This is a genomic window from Nitrospirillum goiasense, from assembly GCF_034427435.1.
Lineage (GTDB): Bacteria > Pseudomonadota > Alphaproteobacteria > Azospirillales > Azospirillaceae > Nitrospirillum.
In genome coordinates, this window is record NZ_JAXQNP010000004.1 from 197,247 (window position 1) to 218,788 (window position 21,542).

The following is a 21,542-nucleotide window of genomic DNA, read 5'->3' on the forward strand; positions in this document are numbered from 1 at the left end:
CTAAGTTTTTGTTCTGTCGTGCGATTCACGCTTCAGATGAGTCCATCTGAAGCGATCGCACTTTAACGCCCCCGCAAAAGTGCCGCGAGGTCCAGGTCGAACCGCAAGCCGATGACGAAAGCGTCCGGGGCGTCGTGCAGGCGGGCGGGGTCGCTGAACTGGTCTGGATGGATGACATATTGCAGGTTGGGCTGGATGCGGACGGCGCGGTCCAGTTGCACGCCGTAGCTCAACTCCATCATGATCTGGTCGTCCGCCGGCGTGCCGTGGCCGCCAGCCGCCGCGCGGGCCAGGCTCAGGGCCTCCAGGGCGTCGTGGCTGTACTTCTGCTGGTTCACGACGAAGCCGATGGTGTCGTCGTCGCGTCCCGCGAAGGTGCCGCGCTGGACCAAGCCCAATTCCAGGAAATGGTCTTCGATCAGCCGGCCACTCACGCCCGTCATCGCCACGCCGAACAGGGTCAAGCCCCGCTGCGACGTATCGTCGGGACGCAGGACCATTTGTTCGAAGCGGAAGAACACGCCCGACCGGCCGTTCAGGGTGGCATTGGGCTGGCCGCTGACCACGGCGGCGCGCCCGCTCGCGTCGCGGAGGGGGTCGGTATAATCGGCGCCATCGTACCAGCCGCCGATTTCGTATTTGCGGGGCAGGCGGTCGTTGTCAAACGTGGTCTGATACCCCAGCGCCATCGGCGCGATGGCGCCCGTGGCGGTGGACGTGCCCCAATCGAAGCCATGCTCGGTGCTGGACTGGTGGCTGGGGTTCACTTCGTAGGCGCCGACATGCAGATAGACCGTCGGTGTCAGCCAGGCGGTGGCGTGGGCGCCCCAGCTGGATACCGGCCACCAGGTGAAGCTGCTGGTTTTGAAGACGAAGGTGGGATTGCCGCAGGCGGAGTTGATCTGGAAATTGGCGCAGAGCGATGACCCGAGGAAGCTGATGTTGGCCACCGTGCGCCCACCTTCCACCACCAAGCGGCCGTCCAGCAGCGACTGTTCCACCGTGAAGCGCGCCAGGCGCGTGTTCTGCGCGCCATAAATCTCCTGCAACGAGGTGGTGCTGCCCAGATACTGGGCCGCCAGGTTGCTGCCATGGCGGTTCACGGCAGCGACATGCAGGGTGGCCCCGCTCCAGTCCAGGACGTTGTTCAGGTTCACGTCCGCGCCCAGCAGGATTTGGCCAGCATAGTCCGCCCCCTGGCGCATGCCGCCGCTGGGATTGGCCGCCGCCTCGCCCGTGTAGCTGGCCAGCCAGTCGATGGTCTCGCCCGTGCCTGGTTCGGCGGCCAGGGCGGCGCCGGACAGCATCATGGCCAGGGCGGCCACTGGAAACGTTTCCACAACGGGACGCAGCAATGGGCTTGGCACTGAGCGTGCGATTTGACGCATGGATCATCCCTCCCTAGGATCTTCTGGTTAGATCTTCTGGTTACCGCCTTGAGGCGGCCATGTTGGTTGGTCGGCCCCGGCCTTCAGACCGGGCGCTTCAGGATGCGCAGGGCGACGGCTGTCACACCGGCGCCGATGGCCAGCGCCGCGATATAGCCGCCGACATGACTGACGGCGTTGGGGATGGGCAGCACGAACACGCCACCGTGGGGCACCCGCAGTTCCGCGCCAATGGCCATGGAGATGGCGCCCGCCACGGCGGACCCCGCCACCAGGGCGGGGATGACCCGCAGCGGATCGCGGGCGGCGAAGGGGATGGCCCCCTCGGTCACAAAGGCCAGGCCCAACACCGCCGCGGCGCCGCGCGTCTCCCGCTCCTCCGCCGTGAAGCGGTTGGCGAACACCTGGGCGGCCAGGGCCAGACCCAAGGGCGGGGTCATGCCGGCGACCATGGCCGCCGCCATCGGGGTGTAGACCTGGCTGGCGATCAGGCCCGTGGAAAAGGCGTAGGCCGCCTTGTTGATGGGGCCGCCCATGTCGAAGGCCATCATGCCGCCGATCAGGACGCCCAGCAGGATGGCGCTGCTGCCCTGCATGCCCTTCAGCCAAGTGGTCATGGCGGCCAGCGCACCGGCCGCCGGGCCGCCCACGACGTAGATCATCAGCAGGCCCGTCAGCAAGGTGCCCAGCAAGGGCAGGATCAGCACCGGCTTCAGGCCTTCCAGGGTCCGGGGCAGGCGGATATGGCGGTTCAGGAAGGCGGTGCCGTAGCCGGCGATGAACCCGGCCAGGATGCCCCCCAGAAAGCCCGCCTGAAGATTGGCCGCCACCATACCGCCGATCATGCCGGGGGCGATGCCCGGCCGGTCGGCGATGGAATGGGCGATGTAGCCCGCCAGCACGGGCACGATCAGCACGAACGCCCCCTTGGCCCCCACCTGGAACAGGGCGTAGGCCAGCGTGCCCTTGTGGGCGTCGTCATAGGCGTAGATGCCGCCCAGCGCGAAGGCCAGCGCGATCAACAGCCCCCCGGCCACCACGAACGGCAGCATGAAGGAAACACCGGTCATGAGATGCTTATAGGGGCCCGTGCGCCCGCCGCGCCCGGCCTTCGCCCCGGCGGCGGCTTGTGGTGAAGCGACTGTGGCCCGTCCCTCGTCCGGCGCGGCGCCCCCCGGACCGGCCAAGGCGGTCGCTTCCGCCAGGGCCCGCTGGATAAGCCCGGCGCCATCGGTGATCGCGGGTTTGGTCGCCGACTGGAACACCCGTTTCCCGGCGAAGCGGCCCAGGTCCACCTGGCGGTCCGCGGCGATGATGACGATGTCGGCGGCGGCGATCTCGTCATCCGTCAGGCCGTCGCGGGCCCCGACCGATCCCTGCGTCTCAACGCGGATGACGTGCCCCAGTGCCTTGGCACCCTGCTGCAGGCCCTCGGCCGCCATGAAGGTGTGGGCGATGCCCGTCGGGCAGGAGGTGATGGCCACGATGTGTCGTGGACCGTCGGCTTTCGACGAGGCGGCGGCCTGATCCCGCTTGGCCCCCTGTGGCTTGGCCGGTTCCGGTTCAGCCTGGACCAGCGGGGCCAGGGCTGCGGCGGGATCGGCCAGGACGGCCTCGATGCTGGTGCCGTGGTGGGGCAGCGCCCCGAAGCGTTCAGCGTCCAGGATGCCCGTTCCCACCAGGAGAACGGCGCGCGCCTCCTGGATCCGCGCTGGTTCCAACGCGCCCAGGACGCCCTGTCCGGTTTGCACCTCCACGGCGATGGTGTGGCCCCCGCTGGTGGCGGCCTTGCGCAGGGCCTCCGCCGCCAGCAGGGCGTGGATGGTCATTTCGCCGGCGTCGATCACAGCCAACAATGCGGACATGGTTCCTCCCCGGGGGCGGGTGTTCGGCCCGCCCGCCCTTCATTCTTCAGTGCGGCGCATGCGTCGCGGTGGTTGATGCCCAATCATCGGCGGGTGTCAGCGTGACTTGGCCGGCCAGGGCCCGGACGATCTCCACCCCTGGAAGGTGGGGGCCGGCGCGGCCCAACTTGGCCACGGCGAATCCGGTCGCCAGGCGGGCGATCGCCTCCAGCCCCAGGCCGGCATGCAGACCGGCCGCCAGCCCGGCCACCATGGCGTCGCCGGCGCCCACGGTGCTGCTGCCCCGCACCTCGGGGGCCTGGGCGTGCAGGGCGGTGTTGGCGTCCACGAATAGGGCGCCGCCGGTGCCCAACGACACCACCACCAGGGGGATGCCGTGTCCTTGCAGGTGCCGCGCCGCCGCCAGCACGTCGGGGGGCGCCAACGGCCGGCCGGCCCAGCCCTCCAGCTCGTGCCGGTTGGGCTTCACGCAATGGGGCAGGACGTTGGCGGCCAGGGCCCGCGCCAGCGGCTCCCCGCTGCTGTCCAGGACAACGCGGGCGCCGGTATGGGCCAGGCCGGCCACCATCTGGGCATAGGTGTCGGGGGGCAATCCATCGGGCAGGCTGCCGGCCAGCACAACCAAGGTGCCGGGGCCGACGGATTCCTCCAGATAGGTTTGGATCCGCCCCACAGTTTCCGGGACCGCCACCAGGCCTGGCAGGTTGATGTCCGTGGTGCCGCCGTCGTGGCGATCCAGCAGCTTGATGTTGGTGCGGGTTTCACCGGGCACGCGCAAGAAGCGGTCGAGGATGCCCTTGGCGGCGAACAGCGCCTCGAACGGGGCGGTGTTGTCGACGCCCAGCAGGCCGGTGGCGGCGACATGCAGGCCCCAGTCGGCCAGGCAGGAGGCCACGTTCACGCCCTTGCCGCCGGCATTGTGGCGCACGGCCACGGCCCGGTGCACCTGGCCTGGCCGCAAGCCGTCCAGGGTGACGGTCTCGTCGATGGCCGGGTTCAGGGTGACCGTGTGAAGATCAATGCTCATGCCATGCCTCCTTCCAGCGCCCGCACGTCCTCGGCGGCCTCGCAGGCCACGGCCCGGGCCGCCAGCGCGCGCAGCGCCGTCAACTCGCTGTCGCGCAGGCGCGCCTTCACCGCCGGCACCTCCCGCGGGGTCATCGACAGTTCGTGCACGCCCAGGCCGGTCAGCAAGGCGGCGCCGAAGGGATCGCCGGCGATGCCGCCGCAGACGCCAACCCAGCGGTCATGCTTGGCCGCCCCCGCCACGGTGGCCTGGATCAGGCGCAGCACGGCGGGGTGCAGGCTATCCGCCTGGGCGGCCAACTGCGGGTTCTGGCGATCGATGGCCAGGGTGTACTGGGTCAGGTCGTTGGTGCCGACGGAGAAGAAGTCGGCATGACGGGCCAGGCTTTCGGCCTGAAGGGCTGCGGCGGGCACCTCGATCATGATGCCCAGCGGCACCGCCGGCGCCTCGACCTCGGCCCGGATGCGCTCGCTGACCGTGCGCAGGGCGATGATCTCGGCCGCCGTGGTGATCATGGGGAACATGATGGACAGGCTGGCGCCCGCGCGCGCCGCGCGGTACAGGGCGCGCAACTGCGGCTCCAGCAGATCGGGCCGGCGCAGCAGCAGCCGGGCCCCGCGCACGCCCAGGAAGGGGTTTTCCTCATGCGGCAGGTTCAGATGGGCCACCTGCTTGTCGCCGCCGATATCCAGGGCGCGGACGATCAGCGGCCGGTTGCCCAGGGCCTCGGCCATGGCGCGATAGATGTCGAACTGTTCGTCCTCGCTGGGGGTTTCGCCCCGTTCCAGGAACAGGAACTCGGTGCGCATCAGGCCCACACCCTCCGCCCCTTGTGACAGGGCGAAGGCCGCCTGGTCGGGCAGGTTGATGTTCGCCCCGATGGAGACGGTGTGGCCGTCGCGGGTGCGCGCGGGCAGGGCGCGCGCCTCCGCTTCACGCGCGCGGGCCTCCGCCTTGACCGCCAGCCATTGCCGGGCGGACGCCAGGTCGGCGTCGCCCGGTTCCAGGTACAACTGTCCCGACTGGCCATCCAGGATGGCGCTGGTGCCATCCGCCAGTTCCAGCAGGGCGGCACCGCCCCCCACCACGGCCGGCAGACCCAGGGTGCGGGCCAGGATGGCCGTGTGTGAGGTGGGGCCGCCCGAGGCCGTGGCCAAGCCCACCACGCGGGCCGGGTCCAGGCCGGCGGTGTCCGACGGGGACAGGTCCGGCGCCACCAGGATGCAGGGTGTGTCGGGCAGGTCGAGCAGCGAGTTGGCGCGCAGGGAGGGGTCGATATGCCCCAGCACCCGGCGGCCCACGTCGCGCAGATCGGCGGCACGGGCGGCCAGGACGGGATTGCCCAGCGCGGCCAAGCGGCCGGCCATGCGATCCACCGTCTGGTTCCAGGCCCAGGCCACGCCGTGACCGTCCACCATCAACTGGCAGGCCAGGGTGATCAGGTCGGTGTCGTTCAACAACTCCGCCTGGGCCTTGAAGATGCCGGCGTCGGCCGCGCCCAGCCGGCGGGCGGTGTCGTCGGCCAGCGCCTTGAGTTGCTGGCGCGTGCGGCTCAGCGCCTCCTGCAGCAGGCTGCCCCCCTCCGCCAGGGCGACGGGATTGTCCGGCACCACCGGGTCCGCCGCCTTCAGCACATGCAGCGGGCCGATGGCCAATCCTGGCGCTGCCGGCACGCCGCCGATGGCGGTCAGCGGTGCTGGGGGCGTCCAGCCGGTGCGGGGCGTCTGGCGGGCGCGGCTGGCCGCCAGGGCCGCGTCCATCTTTTCCTGGGCGCTCAGGCCGGTCATGGCTTGGCGCATGGCCACCAGCGCCCCCGCGGCATCACTGCCGGCGGCGGACACCACCACCGTGTCACCGGCGCGCAGGCCCAGTTGCAGCAGGGCGATCAGGTTCTTGGCGTCCGCCGCCTGGTCGGCGTGGCGGACCCGGACCTGGGCGGCGAAGCGGCGGGCGGTGTCCACCCAGTGGGCGGCCGGCCGCGCGTGCAGGCCGCTGGGATAATCCACCGTCCAGTCGAAACCGGGCCCGAGGTCGACCATCGGCGCGCCGGACCCGCCTTCGTCCGCGCCCCCGGCCGGGGGCGTTTCGTCGCCCAGGGCGGCCGCGATCTCGCCGGCGTCGGTGGTCGCCAACAGACGCTCCAGCCGGTCGCCGTCCTGGATCAGGCGGGTCAGGCGGCGCAGGATGGTGATGTGCGCGTCGGACTGGGCGGCAATGGCGACCACGAGGCGCGCGCGCTGGCCCGTGTTCCACTCCACGCCGTCAGGAACCTGCAGGATGGCCAGGCCGTTGCGGCGGACCAGGTGGCGGTCCTCCCCCAGGCCGTGGGGAATGGCCACACCCTGGCCCAGGAAGGTGTTGGCCACCTCTTCCCGGCGGACCATGCTTTGTTCGTAGGCGGGGTCGACGCACCCGGCGGCGACCAGCATCTGTGCCGCCTCGCCAATGGCGTCACGTTTTCCAGCCGGACGCGCGCCGAGGCGGATCAGCTCGCGGGGCAGCAGGTCGCTCTCAACGGCGAAGGGCATTCTCGGAACCTCCCGATTTCATTCTTGTGCTTAGTGGTAACGTTTCCACAAAAATTGTCAAAGGGAATCCCCAAGGTGGCTCTGGGTGTAGGCGCCATATTCCCTTTGAACCCGCGTTGGAAGGCTTTAGACTGGGGCAAAATAACTGGAAACGATTGCGAACATGACGGTCAACATCAAGGACGTCGCCCGGGTTGCCGGTGTCTCGGTTTCCACCGTGTCCCGCGCCTTGGGGGAGGGGCCGGTCAGCGCAGAGGTGCGGGAACAGGTGCAGGCGGCGGTGCGTGCCACGGGTTACAAGCCCAACCTGTCGGCGCGGCGGCTGCGCTCGCAACGTACCCAGACCATCGGCTTGATCGTCGCCGACATCCGCAATCCCTTCTTCACCGCCGTCGGTCGGGCGGTGGAGGACGCGGCCTACCGCGCCGGCATGCGGGTCATCCTGTGCAACACTGATGAGGACCCCGCGCGCGAGGCGCTCTACCTGACCCTGATGCAGGAAGAACGGGTGACGGGGCTGATCTTCGCCCCGACCCGCGCGACCGTTGATCGGTTGCAGGCCGACACCCTGGATTTCCCCATGGTGCTGATCGACCGCGCCGGTCCCGGCGGGCAGTTCGACACCGTGTTGTTGGACAATCGCGAGGCCAGCGCCACCCTGGTCGATCATCTGGTGTCCCGGGGATACACCCGCATCGGTGGCCTGTTCGGTGCCACCAGCACCACCGGCGTCGAACGGCGCGACGGCTATCTGGCGGCCATGGCGGCTCGGGGTTTGACGGGGGAGGCGCGCTTCGTGCCGCCGTCGGTGGATGCCGCTGAAAGCGCCGCCGCCGCCTGGCTGCGCGAACCCGACCGGCCCCAGGCCCTGCTGGTCAGCAATGGTCTGTTCCTCACCGGCGTGGTGAAGGCGGCCCGCGCCCTGGGGCTGCGCATCCCCCAGGACATCGCCGTCGCGGGCTTCGACAACGAACCCTGGACGGAACTGGTTGAACCGGGCCTGACCGTCATCGAGCAGCCGGTCGAAACCATAGGCCGCGAGGCCATGGCCCTGTTGTTCCAGCGCCTGAAGACCCCGGACGCGCCGACGCGCAAGGTGGTGCTGTCCGGCCGTTGCGTCGCCCGAGGCTCGACGGCTGCCCTGCCGCGCGCGTGATGGGGACGCCGGCCCAAAAAGCTGCCAACGCGTTCACTCCACCCTCGGACACATCACCCCGGATCAGGCCGAGAAAGGCGGTGTCCACTTAATTGGGGGAAGCTCACTTCAGAACCGCCCGGGGCTTTGGGTGCAAATGAAGCGTTAACGCCCTCGCCATATGATCGTTGTTATGCAAGTCTTGGCACGGGTGACACGGGGCCTTTGGCGACACGCGGACAGGGAATGTCGATGCACCTGAAGAGGCGAGGGCGGGGCCACGAAGTTGTTGTCAATACATGGCCGGCAACGCGGCGTTAGCCACCATGATCGCGTCCGCCGTCAAAGTGTCGCCCGTCCCCTGGGGGCGGTTGGGGTAGGGGCTGGTTTCCATGTTGCCAGCTTGGTGAGCGTCTCCTGTTTCACCCCGGGGAGGGTTCTTCGCGGAGCGCGGGCTGGATCTCAGGATGGTTCGAATAATGGCATGGAATATATTTAGGCTGGTGAAATGGATTCACTAAGAAGAAGCAACCTCAACCAGTTTTACGCCCTTGACGCCATTTTAAATACGACCTCCATAACGGAGGCGGCCGCCCGCATGCACATCAGTCAGCCGGCGATGAGCCTCGCCCTTAAAAAGCTGCGCGATCATTTTGGTGATGAACTGGTCGTATACAATAATGGCCAGAGGCAGGTGACGGCGCTGGCCCAAGCGCTTCGCCCCCGGGTGCGGCATTTGCTGCGGGAGGCTGAAAACGTATTCGGCACCACGCTGAGCTTCGATCCAAAGGTGGATCAGAGAACGGTGCGCATAGCCGCGCCGGACATGGTGGAAATCACCTTCTTGCCGAATGTCATTCGCCGCATCCAGCAAGAGGCGCCGGGCGTGGACATCCATTTCGTGCCCTTCGACTATGTGCAAGCGGACGTGTTGTTGGAGAGGAACGTGGATCTGGTGATCGTTCCCCAGCACCTGGAATCGAGCCAGTTACCCAAGGTCCATCTATTCTATGAATCCCTGTCGTGCATGGTCTGGAGTGAAAGTTCGTTCACCGGTCACGAAATAAGCCTGGAAGCGTATTTGAATGGCAAGCATGCGGCGCTGCTGAGTGAGATGGAAATCCCATCACCGCCCGGCAGCGAAGCATTCGACTATCTGGACCGCCGTCATGTCTCTATCAGGACGGCCCGATATGCCATGCTTCCCATCGCGGTCATTGGGACCGACCTGATCGTGACGACCATTGGAAGATTCGCGCAGCAATTCGCCACTATGCTGCCCCTGAAGGTGGTGACCACCCCGTTCAAGGCGGAATATATCTCCATCAGCATGCAGTGGCCCGCCCACCGCGAGGCGGAACCGTTCATGCGATGGCTTACGTCCCTCATCCATGACGAGGCGGCGCGCTTCCCCCTCCATAAACTAGGCTGATATAGGCATTGGCAAAACCGATTTGCCAAGCAGCCCGTATTTTCCCAACTTAATACACAGCTTCGGATGAAGCGATGTCCGATCGTCTCGTGATTTGATGCGATCGGCGTGTCATGTGGAAATAAAGAACGGGCAAATGTGCACCATTCCTTAATAGGTTGGTGCCATAAGGAAAATAATATTCAGCACGCCTAACGTGGTAGTCAGGAATCCGTCGCGATTCCGGCAACGATGGCGGCTGGCAGAACAGGAGCAGGGGAATGAAGGGCTGGGACTGGTTGGCCGGTGTCTCGGCCGTTGCGACCTTTGTCGCGGCGGCGCCGGCAATTGCGGGGGATATGCAGATCAACGTGCCGTCTCTGCCGATGGAGCAGGCGCTGGATGAAATCGGACGGCAGTCGGGTCAGAAGGTCGACTACGACCCGGACGCGGTGCGCGGCTTGACGTCCGTCGCCGTGAGCGGTGGAAAGAGCGCCGACAGCGCCATCGAGGCCGCCATCGCGGGAACGCGGCTGGTGCTCATTGATGTCAAGGGCGTTCCCACCATCATCAGCTATATCGTGGTCATGGCGCACCGCGATGAGGCTGAGACCAACCTGCTGGTCCGTGACGCGTCAACCTCCAGCCGCAGCGGCGCCTCCCTGCGTGAGCAGGCGCGCAACACGACGGTCATTTCCAGCAAGCTGATGGAGGACCAGCAGGCGCTAAGCGTGGAGGATGCGCTGCGGGACGCCGGCGGTGTCATCCCCAACTTGGCCACCGTCCAGGGCGGCAACACCTATAGCGTCCGCGGCTTCGCGTCCACCGGTCTGACGAACGGCCTTGCCTCCTCCGTGGGGAGCAGCTCCATCGCGGGGGCGTCGCAGCCGGTGGCGGGGTTGGAGCGCATCGAGGTGCTGAAGGGCCCGGACGCCCTGTTGAATGGCTCCTCCAGCCTTGGCGGCACCATCAACCTGGTGACTAAGAAGCCGACGGCGGATCCCTTGCTGAACGCCTCGCTGGAATATGGCAGCTATCAGGGGCGGCGAGGCACGATCGACGCCTCCGACGCGCTGAGCGACGACGATAGAATTAGTGGTCGTCTCATCCTGTCCGGTGCTGATGCCGACCATAATTGGCAGAATTACCGGGGGGACCAGAATTACCTCATCGCCCCCAGCCTGCGGTTCAAGGATGAGAAGACCGACGCGATCCTGAGCGCCCAGATCTACGACCAGTCCACCGGCGTCAATCCCTACACCTATATGTACAAGGGGCAAATCGTCCCGGTGAGGACCCAGCCCATCGGCCCCGCCGACGCCGGTTTCGACGCGAATGACAAGGAAGTCGGCTATTCGGTTGAGCACAAGGCCACCGATTGGCTCACGCTTGTCAGCCGCGGGCAATATCAGAACCAGGACCTGAGTTTCGGTTTCTACGCGCCTTTTGTCGTGCTGTCGCCCACGAACCTGCTGGTATCCAATAATCCTCAGGAGCAGCGCAACAGGACTTGGTCCCTGGACAACTATGCCAGGTTGAAGTTCGACACCTCTGTCATCAATCATAATATCAATATCGGCTATAGCTATGTTCAGACGCATGACGATGCGCTGGACTCGTCGAAGGGCAGCATGTTTCCCTTCAGCTTGACAACTGGTGTTGTCAAACCGCTGCCTTCCATCAACGAGATGTCCTACACCTTGGATTATAATGAAAAGGCGTTTTACTTTCAGGACATCATGACCTGGGGGCCGGTACATTTCATCGGTGGCGTGCGCCAGAATTGGTACGATACTACCAGCCATATTTATGGGCCGCGTCCGTCGACCAGCCAAACGTCCGCCACGTCGGCGGTGCCCAGTTATGGTGCGGTGTACGAGATCACCGACAATTTGTCGTTGTTCGGTAACTACGCGCTTGGCTTCAATCCAAATTTTTCTTTGGATTACCAAAAGAATCGTCTGCCTGACATGGATACCAAGAATCTTGAAGGCGGCGTGAAACTGTCCATGCTGAATCAAAAGTTGGAGTTTGTGGCATCGGTGTTCCGCCTCCAGCAAAGCAACGTAGTGATTTCCGACCCGGCCCACCCCGGCTTTTACCTCGCCGCTCCCGGCCAGGAAAGCAAAGGCGTCGACCTCGATTTGCGTGGCACCATCCTGCCTGGCTGGACGGTCGTTTCCACCTTCACTTACAGCAAGTTTGATCAGTTGAACGCCAAGTTGGGCGCCTATGTGGCCGGTCAGCCGCGCGTGAAGTACAGCCTATACACATCCTATGCCTACCATGTCGATGAGGACATGACGGTGACCGCATCGGGTGGTCTTTACGGAAACTCCAGTTCTTACGTTAATACAAAGGGGACGGAGCAAATTCCGAGCGTCAATCAATTCGATGTCAATGTCATTGGCGCCTACAAGTCCTGGCAGCTCAATGTAGGCGTCAAGAACCTCTTTGACCGACGCAACTATGGCACCTCTGTTGCCGACAGCTACATCCCCATCCTGGAGCCGCGCACCTGGCGCGCCACCTTGTCCTACAAATTCTTCTAATTCGCCGAGATCGAGTGTCGCCTGAATGAGCATGTCGAACGATACAGTGCAGGGAGCCCGGCCACAGGCCGGGCTCCCCAGCGTCAGTACCGAGGTGCGGGTACGTCACTTTCTCAAGTTGCTGACATCATACTGGGTTTCCTCGGATTGGATGTTTGCCTGGTTCGGCACCGCTTTCCTTTTGTGCGGAAAGTACATCGTTATTTATCTGTCCGTTCAGGCCAATAATTGGCAGCACTCTTTCTATGATGCCGTCCAAAATAAACAGATAGACTTGTTTTTGCCTCTGGTGATCAAGTTTTTTCTGATTAATGGCGGTTCGGCCCTGGCCGTCGTCCTTGATTTGTACTTCTATGGCATGTTCTCCATGAGATGGCGGACTGTCCTGACCACGGAATACGTGGCGCGCTGGATGAGGAACAATGGGTTCTATTCCATGGAAAGGGCCGCGCTGATTGATAATCCGGACCAGCGAATAGCCGAAGATATTAGGGATTTCACAAATAGTGTAATGGCCATAGTAGTAGGTCTCTTTGGTTCCATAACGGCCGGCATCAGTTTTGGTTCTGTGCTTTGGAGCGCGGCGGCGCCGATACGGTTCCTGATCGCGGGATATCACATCTCCATACCCGGCGACATGCTGTGGTACTCCCTGCTGTACACGGCGCTGACCACCGGGGCCATCATTTGGGTCGGTCGGCCCCTGATTTCCCGCACCATGCGCCAGCAGCAGGTGGAGGCCGATTTCCGCTTCGGCTTGATCTACATTCGCCGCAATGCTGAACAAATCGCGTTCCTGAATGCCGCGTCAACAGAAGTTCAGTCCTTGCGCGAGGCGTTCGACCATATCAGGAAGAACTATCACCGGCTGATTTTTGCCCAGATGGGCATCAACTTGACCCAGCACGCGTTCGGTAATATTGGGCAGGTTTTGCCTCTGTTTCTGACCATTCCGAGATATTTTGCCGGTACGTTGACCTTTGGTGGGATTATGGCGGCGCAGGATGCATTCCGCCAAATGACATCTTCCCTTTCATTTTTCTATCAGGCCTTTCAGTCATTCGCCCAGCAAATTGCCAACGTCAACCGTATCTGGGCTTTCGACCAGGTGTTGGAGCGGAAGGGCGCCACCGATATCCAAATAATAAGGGACGGTGATGACACTATTTCCACCCGGGGTCTCCGGCTGGACTTCTATAATAATGCGTCCTTGACCATTGGGGAGTGGACGATCCTGCCGGGTCAGCGCTGGGTCGTGATGGGACCCTCGGGGATAGGGAAAAGCTCGACCATGAGGGCCGTCGCCGGCCTATGGCCGGATGGCGCCGGGGTGGTTCAAGTGCCGTCCCAGGGTCTGACGATGTTCGTGCCCCAGCGCCTCTACCTGCCCATCGGAACCCTGAAGAACGCCATCTGTTTTCCCGCCTCGCCTGAGCGGTACGCGGACGATCAGGTCATTTCGTTGCTCAGCGTCGTTGGGCTGGAGAAACACGCCCCGCGTCTGCATGAATCCCGCTCCTGGGCGGATCAGCTCTCCCCGGGGAACAGCAGCGATTGGCCCTGGTCCGCATCCTGCTGTACCGGCCGGATCGCCTTGTCCTCGATGAGGCCACCAGCGCCTTGGACATGGCGAACGCGTTGCACTTCTACACCACCCTGCTTGAGCGGCTGCCGTCCATCACCTTGATCAGCGTCGTGCATGATGAGCGCCTGAAGCCGTTCCATACCCATTGCCTGACCTTGGCGGCGAACGGGGCGACGCAGTCCACGCTGGCCCCGGAAGAGGAAGTCATATGATAAGCGCCTATATCAGCGACGGCGAAGCGGGCCTGCGCGCCGCCAGCCAGCAGGCCGTGGAACTGGCGCTGCGCGCCGGCGCCAAGGAAGCGAGCGCCAATGCGTCCTCCGGCGGCGGGCTTCAGCTTGGCTTACGGGACGGGCGGTTGGAGACGGCCCTGCGGAGCGGCCATCGCTTCCTGAATCTGACAGTCTTCAAGGAGGGCAGGGTCGGATCGGCCTCCGCGACCACCTTTGACGCCGGGGCCATCCAGCGCCTGGTGCAGGAGGCGGTCAGCATCATGCAATGGGCCCAGCCGGACGCCGACAACGGTTTGGCGGAGGCCGCCGATCTGGCCCACGACGTTCCCCATCCCCCATTGTTCGAGCCCGCCAGCGATGATGCGGCGGCGCTGGCCGATGAGGCGCTGGACATGGAGCGCGCGTTGCGGGCCGTTGAAAGGCCGGCTGGGACGGAAGTGCGGACGTCGGAAGTGGGGCTCAGCTGTTCCGAGACCTTGTCGGTGATGGTCACTTCGTCCGGCTTTTGCCGTTCGAGCCTCGGTTCCAATTTGGCGCGCTGGTGTTCGGTGACAGCGATGCGGGACGGTGCCATGGCGCGGGACTACGCCCAGTCCATGGCCCGCCGGCAAGGTGACCTCCGAGGGGCGGCATGGTTGACCGAGCGTGCCCTGCGGGGGGCGGCCGAGCAATTGGGGGCACGGCCCGTGCCATCCGTGACTGGGCCGGTCCTGTTCAATCCGCGTACCGCGCAAACGGTGATCGAGGATTTGGTCGGCGCGCTCATGGGGGCCGCCCAGTACCGCCGCGCCAGTTTTCTGGCAGGGGCGTTGGGGGAACAGGTTGCGGCGGATCATCTCAACCTGATTGAGGACCCGTTTGAGCCCTGGGGGCTGGCCAGCGGCGCCTACGATGCCGAAGGCGTCGCCGGCAGCCGCCGCCTCGTTCTCGAGGCCGGCGTGGTCAACGGCTACTTCCTGAACAGCCTGAATGCCCGGCGCCTGGGCATGCGGACGACGGGCAACGCCAGCGGGCCGTATAACCTGACCCTCTCCAGCCGCCATGCCGGGGGTGACGCCGAGGCGATGCAGCGGCGTCTTGGCACGGGCTTGCTGGTCACCGCCATCACCGGCGGCCGGACAGACCCGGCAACGGGCCATTGGAGCCGCGCGGTCGAGGGGTACTGGATTGAGGGCGGCGTCCGGCGCTTCCCCGTCGCTGGCGTCACCCTTGGCGGGGACATGCGCGCGATGCTGCGGGGAATCACCCATGTCGGCGATGACGTCGAGCGGTTCGGCGTTTTTCGCGTCGGCTCCATTTTGATTGACGGTATGCATATCGGAGGACGGGCATGAACAATCCGCCACACATGGATTGGGCGCGGCGTCTGATCCTCCATCCCAATCAGTTGGATGAGGTCGAACTGTCGCGCGCGCTGGAGCAGTTGGCGGCGGGTGCCGACTTCGCCGACATGTTCTTCGAAAGCACCAAGTCGCGGGAGTGGCGGCTGGACAACGGCAAGGTATCGGCGGGCAGCTTTTCCATCGGGCAGGGGCTTGGCTCCCGGGCCGTATGTGGCGACCGGGTCTCGTTCGCGCATACCAGTGACCTTCGGCCCGAAGCCATAAGGTCCGCTCACCAGACGGTCCGGGCTCTGACCCAGCTGGGGGGCGGGGTGGCGTCGGCCCCCTCGGTATCGCTTGTCCCGCAGGTTGCGGACCATGGGCTGTACACCCGGAAGGACCCCTTGGCGTCCGCCGACCTGTTGCCCTGGGTCCAACTGCTGGAAAAGGTCGACATGCTGGCAAGGGCGGAGCATCCCGCCGTCCGCCAGGTCAACGCCTCCCTGTCATCGTCGCATCGGGTGGTGCTGATCGCCAATACCGATGGGCAGTTGGTCGCCGACGCGCGTCCGGTGACGCGGCTGTTCATCCATGTCGTGCTGGAACGTGGCGGGACGCGGGCTCAAGGAAGTGCCGGTGTTGGCGGACGCTATGGGCTGGAGGGCCTGACGCACGAGATGGTGGCGCCGGTCGTGTCCCAGGCCGTACGCATCGCGACCGTCAACCTCGATGCCCGGCCCGCGCCCGGGGGGTGATGCCCGTCGTGTTGGGCCCGGGCTATGCGGGTGTGCTGTTCCATGAGGCGGTCGGCCATGGCCTTGAGGGCGATCATCACCGCAAGGGCCTGTCGGCCTTCGCCGGCCGCATGGGGGAGCGTATCGCGCCCGAGACGGTGACGGTCCTGGATGACGGGTCGTTACCCGGCCGGCTGGGCAGCGTGGGTGTCGATGATGAAGGCACGCCCGGGCAAAAGACCGCGCTGATCGAGAATGGAAGATTGACGGGGCTGATGCAGGACCGCCTGAACGCCAGGCTCATGAACATGACGCCGACGGGCAACGCGCGACGCCAGTCCTATGCCCATCTGCCCATGCCGCGCATGACGAACACCTTCTTACTGGCTGGCCAGGAGGATCCGAACGACATCGTCGCCTCGGTGGCGCGGGGCATCTACGCCCCCCGGATGGGCGGCGGCCAGGTGGACATCACCAGCGGCCGTTTCAACTTCACGGCCATCGAGGCCTACCTCATCGAGGAGGGCAAGATCACCGCCCCGGTAAAGGGGGTGACGCTGGTGGGCGTCGGGCATGAGGCGCTGCGCCATATCCGCGCCGTCGGCCACGACTGGGCCCTGGATGAGGGCATCGCCACCTGTGGCAAAGCCGGCCAAACGGTAAGCGTCAGCGTGGGACAGCCGACCCTGCGGATCGATGAAATGGTCGTAAGTGGCAGTTTGTAGTCTGGAGGAATCGAAATGAAGAAAGCGACAAGCGTCAATTCTGTGGAATTTGAGTCGAAGGTATTGGGGACGGCAACCCCTGTTCTGGTGGATTTCTGGGCGCCGTGGTGTGGGCCTTGCCGCGCCCTCGCACCGGTGCTTGACGAGGTTGCCGCCGATTTCGATGGCGAGATGGATGTCTACAAGGTGGATATCGAGGCGGAACCGGACGTGGCCGCCCGCTTTGGTGTCCAGACCGTCCCCGTGTTGATCCTGTTCAAGGGCGGGGAAGAAGTGCATCGCCGGGTCGGCACGCTCTCCCGCACGCAACTGACCGCCATCATCGAGCAGAAGTTATGACGGTGCACACACCCGCCTTCCACGGTCGTCCGGATTTGAAGCAGACGCTGATCAACACGATCGACGGGCTGATCCGTGAGGGGCACATCACCGGCCGGCGGAATGCCAAGCCCCTTACCGCCCTGATGTCCATCGAGGTTGAGGATTTTTCGCAGTTCTACGGCCTGCCCCCGTCCTTGGTGCTGGTGCTGGACGTCATGCCGATCTTCGCGGGCAGCGAGAGCGACATCGCGGCCTGGCGTGATTTGGTGGAAGCCATCGAGCCAGGGGCGGACTTGACCCCGGCGCTGTATAGCTTCCTGCTGATGATGCTGGTTCCGCCGCGGGATGACATCGACCCATCGGACATCGCCGGTCGCCTGTCGAAACTCCACCAAAGGGTTTGGGCCGGCGAAACGGTCCCGCGCGCCGATTGGGCCGGCATCCGCAAGGAACTGCTCGCCCTGTCGGAAGAGAATCCCCAGCCTGGCGACCGGCGTAAATTACAGTATTCGGTTTGGGAGGCGGCGGCCTGGCCGCTGCGCGACTCCCCCAGCCTACTGGTTCAGATGTTCAGGAATTGGGGGTTTCTAAGAGAGTTGGTGCCGGATCCGGAATGGTCGGATGCGGATGAGGCTTGCAAGGACAAGGTGCTCAGCGAAATTTGGCGGGAACAGGCCCCGGCCCGCACGGCAGGAAAAATGCCGGAATATCCGGTGCTGTTCAGGGCGCGCGAACCTGACCTGGCGCGCCGGTTCGAGGCTCATCTGGACCAGGTGAACGCGGGTATTCGCATGCGCTGGGGTGAGGCCATCAAGTATCTGACGATGCTGTTCGCGGGTGGTGCCGCCACGGAACCAGGTCCGATCCAACGGTAGATAGCGCCCGGGCATCGCACGCTAAGCCCCCATGTGTCCTGCGATCCAGCGCCATGGCCTGCCGGTCACGCCGGCAGGCCATTCCGGATGATGTCGGCGCCGATGTTGAGGTGATCGGCCAGCGGCCGGTCGTCGCGATAACGGCCGACGCAGGCGCGCACATGGTCGTGGATCGCGGCCGTGCCGGGCGCGCGGTCCGCCGGATCGACCGCCAGGTCATGCGCCTCGGTCGCCGCCAGCAGCTCAATTCCCAGGATGTGTTCGGTGTTGTCGATGACGGCCAGAAGCTTGGTGGCCGCCGCCGTGGGATGGGCCAGATAGTCCTCCTGCAGCGCGGAGTTGATGCCGCCGTCCAGGCTGGCCGGCGCGCACAGGCGGCGGTTGTCCGCCACCAGGGCGGAGGCGGTGTACTGCGCGATCATGAAGCCGGTGGTGGCGCCGGGATCGCTGGCGAGGAAAGGCGGAAGGCCGCTGACCAGCGGATTGACCAGCCGGTCGGTATGACGTTCGGAGATGGCCCCCAGGTGCGCGATGGCGATCGCCAACGAATCCAGGGCGATGGCCAGCGCGGGCGCCACGGCGTGCGCCTCGGACTCGACGACCGGCGCCGCTGGCGTGCCGGAGACGATGGGGTTGTCCGTCACGGATTGCAGTTCCCGGTCGATGACGGCGCAGGCGCCGTCGAAGGCGTCCCGCACAGCACCGTGCACATGCGGCACGGCCCGCAGGCTGAGTGCGTCCTGCAACCGGGTCCCCGCGGCCCGTTCCAGGCGGCGGCTGCCCGCCAGGTAGTTCCGCAGGGCGGCGCCGGTACGGTGCAGCCCGTTCGACATCCGTATCTGCAGCACCTGGGCCTCATACGCCGACATCTGGGCGCCCAGCGCCTCCAGCGTCAGCGCCGCGACGGCGTCCGCCGCGGCCAGCAGGCGTTCGATCCGCGACAGCGCATAGCCGCCCAGGCCGGTGGCGCAGGGCGATCCGTTCACCAGGCTCAGCCCTTCCTTGGAATCAAGCACCAAGGGCGGCATGCCGATGGCGTCCAGCGCCTCCCGCCCCGACAGGCGCCGCCCACCCATGTAGGCAGAGCCGGCACCAATGAGGACCAGGCCGATATGGGCCATGTGGGTCAGATAGCCCACCGACCCGCGTGACGGCACCTCCGGTATGCAGCCCCGGGCCAACAGTGTCAGCAGGCCCTGCACCAGGTCGGGTCGCACGCCGGAGCGGCCATGCGCGAAATTGTTGATCTGGGCGGCGATGATGCCCCGTACGGCCGCCGTCTCCAGCGGCTGTCCCATGCCGCAGGCATGGCTCATAACCAGGTTGCGCGACAGGTCGCGCTGCTTGGCGCGGTCCACCACCGTGCTCACCAGCGCGCCGACACCGGTGTTGACGCCGTAGGCCCGGATGCCCTGCGCCACGATGGCCTCGACCACGGCATGGGCATTCCCGATGCGGGCCCAGGCGTCCGGGGACAGCACCAGGTCGCTGCCCCGGGCGACGGCGCTGAGATCGCGCCAGGTCAGGGGACCATTCAGCAGGACGGGTGGCGTCATTGTTTGCTCCTTTGGTCCATAAGCCGCAAGATTCATGCGGCCGGCGGCGCGATCTGGCAATTATGTATAGACTAAATCGACGCGTGAATGTATAGACAATATGCATGAACGGGCGGCGCCGGCAACGGAACCCGGCCCAGCGGGGACAAACGGGCCATCCCAAACGAAGCAGGAGTTGGCATTCCATGTCGGACCTTGCATATCCCTTCCATCCCGGTCCGCAGGCGAGGGGCGCATGACCGGCGCCGCGCCGTCCCTGGTTTCCATCGATACGGCCCTGGACCACGCGGCCACGCTGGTCGACCGCGCCCCGGCGCTGGCCATCGCGCAGGTGGCGGAAGTGCTGGGCGCGGTACCCGATCACCCGCGCGCGCGGCTGATCCAGGGGCGCGCCCTCAGGCTGGCGGGGGACGTCCAGGCAGCGGTGGAGATACTCCGCCGGCTGGCGGTGGCGGAGCCGAAGTCGGCCGCCACGGCCTTGGAACTAGGCATGGCGTTGCGCGACCTGGGCCAGCTTACCGATGCCCTGGCCGAAATGCGCCGCGCCGGCGCGCTCAGCCCGGATCTGGCCGCCGCCTGGCGGGCGCTGGCCGACACGCTGGCCCTCGCCGGCGAGCATGAGGAGGCGGAGCGGGCCCACCTGGCTGGCGTGAAGGCCTCCACCCGTGATCCCGTCCTGGCCCAGGCCGCCGTGGCCATGATCGAGGGGCGGTTGAACGTGGCGGAACGGGCGCTGCGCGACCGGTTGCGCGCCCAGCCCACGGATGTGGCGGCCATTCGCATGATGGCTGAGCTGGCGGTGCGCCTGGGCCGGTACGACGATGCCATCACCCTGCTGCGGCGCGCGCTGGAACTGGCGCCCGCCTTCACGGCGGCCCGCGAGCTGCTGGCCCGCACGCTGCAACGGCACAACCGGCCGGCTGAGGCCCTGGCGGAGGTGGAGCATCTGCTGGCGGAGGAGCCGGACAATCCGTCGGTGTTGATGCTCAAGGCCTCGCTGCTGGTTCGCATTGGCGACCAGGATGGCGCCGCCGCCGTCTACGCCCACGTCCTGGCCCGCCACCCGCAGCAGGCCAAAGGCTGGATGAGCTACGGCCATGTCCTGAAGGCGATCGGCCGGGTCGACGACGCCATCACCGCCTATCGCACCGCCCTCGGCCAGCAACCCACGCTGGGCGAGGCGTGGTGGAGCCTGGCCAACCTCAAGACCTTTCGCTTTTCCGCCGACGACAGGGCGGCCATGGAACGCGGCTTGCGCGCCACCGCGGACGACGAAAACCGGCTGCACCTGCATTTCGCGTTGGGCAAGGCGCTTGAGGATGCGGGAAGTGATGACGCGGCCACCTTCCGGGCCTATGCCGAGGGCAATCGCCTGCGCCGGGCCCAGCTGAGCTACGACGCGGATGAGACCCACGACCAGTGCGCCCGCATCACCGCCATGGTCGACCAGGGATTCCTGGCCCGGGACCGTGGCGGCTGCCAGGCGCCCGACCCCATCTTCATCGTCGGCCTGCCCCGGTCGGGCTCCACCCTGGTGGAACAGATCCTGGCCAGCCATAGCATGGTCGAGGGCACCAGCGAACTGCCCGACATGATGGCGATCGCCGCGCGTCTGGCGTCCCCCGGCAAAGGGGCGGCCGCCGGGCGGTATCCGGAATGCCTGGACGATCTTCCCCCCGACGCCTTGGCGGCGTTGGGGGCCGAATACATCGCGCGGACGCGGGTGCACCGGCACGAGGCGAAGCCGTTCTTCATCGACAAGATGCCCAACAACTGGATGCACGTCGCGCTGATCCGCGCCATCCTGCCCAAGGCCCGGATCGTCGATGTCCGCCGGCATCCCCTGGGCGTCGGCTGGTCCGCCTACAAGCAGCATTTCGCGCGCGGCCAGGCCTTCACCTACGACTTGGCGGAGCTGGGGCGTTATTACGCGGATTACGCCACGCTCATGGCCCATGTGGACCGGGCGGCACCCGGCTGCGTGCACCGGGTCATCTATGAACGATTGGTGGCCGACACCGAAAACGAGGTCCATGCGCTGCTGGACCATCTGGGCCTGCCGTTCGAGGACGGCTGCCTGGCCTTTTGGGACAACAGGCGCACCGTGCGCACTCCCAGTTCCGAGCAGGTGCGCCAGCCCATCTTCACCGAAGGGCTGGACCACTGGCGGCGTTTCGAGCCCTGGCTGGCCCCGCTGAAGGCGGCGCTGGGGACCGTGCTGCACACATATCCGGAAGTTGAGCTGTAGTTGTGTAAGTCAATATAAATAAAAAGAACAAAATACC

General features: G+C 65.7%; 16 protein-coding genes. 11 read left to right on the forward strand and 5 right to left on the reverse strand.

The genetic code is table 11. The features are described 5' to 3' along the window. Positions 1-62 precede the first annotated feature (62 nt). The 4 genes from ULB03_RS22910 to ptsP all read right to left on the reverse strand — a co-directional run bounded on the left by ULB03_RS22910 (position 63) and on the right by ptsP (position 6,808). A complete protein-coding gene (locus tag ULB03_RS22910) occupies positions 63-1,325 on the reverse strand; it encodes a carbohydrate porin (RefSeq protein ID WP_322485409.1) in 1,263 nt (420 codons plus the stop codon). 146 nt (positions 1,326-1,471) lie between these two features. After that, positions 1,472-3,253 (reverse strand): fructose-specific PTS transporter subunit EIIC, encoded by a 1,782-nt coding sequence (locus ULB03_RS22915; RefSeq protein WP_322485410.1) that lies wholly within the window; start codon positions 3,251-3,253, stop codon positions 1,472-1,474. Positions 3,254-3,299: 46 nt separating this feature from the next. Continuing rightward, positions 3,300-4,280 carry a 1-phosphofructokinase gene (pfkB, locus tag ULB03_RS22920; RefSeq protein WP_322485411.1) on the reverse strand — a complete coding sequence of 327 codons (981 nt, stop codon included), beginning with the start codon at positions 4,278-4,280 and terminating at the stop codon, positions 3,300-3,302. Further along, the gene (gene ptsP / locus ULB03_RS22925; protein WP_322485412.1) at positions 4,277-6,808 is read right to left on the reverse strand and encodes a phosphoenolpyruvate--protein phosphotransferase; all 2,532 of its coding nucleotides are present in this window, start codon (positions 6,806-6,808) and stop codon (positions 4,277-4,279) included. Before ptsP ends, pfkB begins: the two co-directional genes overlap by 4 nt. Before the next feature lie 163 nt (positions 6,809-6,971). On the opposite strand from ptsP, the gene ULB03_RS22930 reads away from it, so the two are divergent. From ULB03_RS22930 to ULB03_RS22975, 10 genes are all read left to right on the forward strand, one after another. Next, the gene (locus tag ULB03_RS22930; RefSeq protein WP_322485413.1) at positions 6,972-7,964 is read left to right on the forward strand and encodes a LacI family DNA-binding transcriptional regulator; all 993 of its coding nucleotides are present in this window, start codon (positions 6,972-6,974) and stop codon (positions 7,962-7,964) included. Between the two features lie 487 nt (positions 7,965-8,451). Then, positions 8,452-9,375, forward strand: coding sequence for a LysR family transcriptional regulator (locus tag ULB03_RS22935; RefSeq protein ID WP_322485414.1), 924 nt, complete (start codon positions 8,452-8,454; stop codon positions 9,373-9,375). Between the two features lie 260 nt (positions 9,376-9,635). Continuing rightward, positions 9,636-11,906 (forward strand): TonB-dependent siderophore receptor, encoded by a 2,271-nt coding sequence (locus ULB03_RS22940; RefSeq protein WP_322485415.1) that lies wholly within the window; start codon positions 9,636-9,638, stop codon positions 11,904-11,906. A 25-nt stretch (positions 11,907-11,931) separates the two neighbouring features. Next, the gene (locus ULB03_RS22945; RefSeq protein WP_322485416.1) at positions 11,932-13,593 is read left to right on the forward strand and encodes an ABC transporter ATP-binding protein/permease; all 1,662 of its coding nucleotides are present in this window, start codon (positions 11,932-11,934) and stop codon (positions 13,591-13,593) included. Further along, positions 13,533-13,703: a hypothetical protein gene (locus tag ULB03_RS22950; RefSeq protein ID WP_322485417.1), complete on the forward strand. Its 171-nt coding sequence runs from the start codon at positions 13,533-13,535 to the stop codon at positions 13,701-13,703. Before ULB03_RS22945 ends, ULB03_RS22950 begins: the two co-directional genes overlap by 61 nt. Continuing rightward, complete coding sequence (locus ULB03_RS22955; protein ID WP_322485418.1) at positions 13,700-15,058, forward strand: TldD/PmbA family protein; 1,359 nt, start codon at positions 13,700-13,702, stop codon at positions 15,056-15,058. Before ULB03_RS22950 ends, ULB03_RS22955 begins: the two co-directional genes overlap by 4 nt. Further along, positions 15,055-15,801, forward strand: a complete 747-nt coding sequence (locus ULB03_RS22960; protein WP_322485419.1) for a PmbA/TldA family metallopeptidase — start codon at positions 15,055-15,057, stop codon at positions 15,799-15,801. Before ULB03_RS22955 ends, ULB03_RS22960 begins: the two co-directional genes overlap by 4 nt. Beyond that, positions 15,801-16,505 carry a metallopeptidase TldD-related protein gene (locus ULB03_RS22965; RefSeq protein ID WP_322485420.1) on the forward strand — a complete coding sequence of 235 codons (705 nt, stop codon included), beginning with the start codon at positions 15,801-15,803 and terminating at the stop codon, positions 16,503-16,505. Before ULB03_RS22960 ends, ULB03_RS22965 begins: the two co-directional genes overlap by 1 nt. A 15-nt stretch (positions 16,506-16,520) precedes the next feature. After that, positions 16,521-16,844, forward strand: a complete 324-nt coding sequence (trxA, locus tag ULB03_RS22970) for a thioredoxin (protein WP_322485421.1) — start codon at positions 16,521-16,523, stop codon at positions 16,842-16,844. A 35-nt stretch (positions 16,845-16,879) separates the two neighbouring features. Then, positions 16,880-17,701 carry a hypothetical protein gene (locus ULB03_RS22975; RefSeq protein ID WP_322485422.1) on the forward strand — a complete coding sequence of 274 codons (822 nt, stop codon included), beginning with the start codon at positions 16,880-16,882 and terminating at the stop codon, positions 17,699-17,701. 65 nt (positions 17,702-17,766) lie between these two features. Here ULB03_RS22975 and ULB03_RS22980 read toward each other — a convergent pair whose 3' ends face one another. After that, a complete protein-coding gene (locus ULB03_RS22980; protein ID WP_322485423.1) occupies positions 17,767-19,257 on the reverse strand; it encodes an HAL/PAL/TAL family ammonia-lyase in 1,491 nt (496 codons plus the stop codon). 235 nt (positions 19,258-19,492) lie between these two features. Between ULB03_RS22980 and ULB03_RS22985 the strand changes: the two genes are divergently transcribed. Next, complete coding sequence (locus ULB03_RS22985) at positions 19,493-21,505, forward strand: tetratricopeptide repeat-containing sulfotransferase family protein (RefSeq protein ID WP_322485424.1); 2,013 nt, start codon at positions 19,493-19,495, stop codon at positions 21,503-21,505. Positions 21,506-21,542 lie beyond the last annotated feature (37 nt).

Coding starts and splice junctions, on each gene's coding strand:
- ULB03_RS22915 (WP_322485410.1), bottom strand. CDS start 3,253: ATGTCCGCATTGTTGGCTGTGATCGACGCCGGCGAAATGACCATCCAC.
- ULB03_RS22980 (WP_322485423.1), bottom strand. CDS start 19,257: ATGACGCCACCCGTCCTGCTGAATGGTCCCCTGACCTGGCGCGATCTC.
- ULB03_RS22930 (WP_322485413.1), top strand. CDS start 6,972: ATGACGGTCAACATCAAGGACGTCGCCCGGGTTGCCGGTGTCTCGGTT.
- pfkB (WP_322485411.1), bottom strand. CDS start 4,280: ATGAGCATTGATCTTCACACGGTCACCCTGAACCCGGCCATCGACGAG.
- ULB03_RS22965 (WP_322485420.1), top strand. CDS start 15,801: ATGCCCGTCGTGTTGGGCCCGGGCTATGCGGGTGTGCTGTTCCATGAG.
- trxA (WP_322485421.1), top strand. CDS start 16,521: ATGAAGAAAGCGACAAGCGTCAATTCTGTGGAATTTGAGTCGAAGGTA.
- ULB03_RS22985 (WP_322485424.1), top strand. CDS start 19,493: ATGACCGGCGCCGCGCCGTCCCTGGTTTCCATCGATACGGCCCTGGAC.
- ULB03_RS22950 (WP_322485417.1), top strand. CDS start 13,533: ATGGCGAACGCGTTGCACTTCTACACCACCCTGCTTGAGCGGCTGCCG.
- ptsP (WP_322485412.1), bottom strand. CDS start 6,808: ATGCCCTTCGCCGTTGAGAGCGACCTGCTGCCCCGCGAGCTGATCCGC.
- ULB03_RS22955 (WP_322485418.1), top strand. CDS start 13,700: ATGATAAGCGCCTATATCAGCGACGGCGAAGCGGGCCTGCGCGCCGCC.
- ULB03_RS22935 (WP_322485414.1), top strand. CDS start 8,452: ATGGATTCACTAAGAAGAAGCAACCTCAACCAGTTTTACGCCCTTGAC.
- ULB03_RS22960 (WP_322485419.1), top strand. CDS start 15,055: ATGAACAATCCGCCACACATGGATTGGGCGCGGCGTCTGATCCTCCAT.
- ULB03_RS22940 (WP_322485415.1), top strand. CDS start 9,636: ATGAAGGGCTGGGACTGGTTGGCCGGTGTCTCGGCCGTTGCGACCTTT.
- ULB03_RS22945 (WP_322485416.1), top strand. CDS start 11,932: ATGAGCATGTCGAACGATACAGTGCAGGGAGCCCGGCCACAGGCCGGG.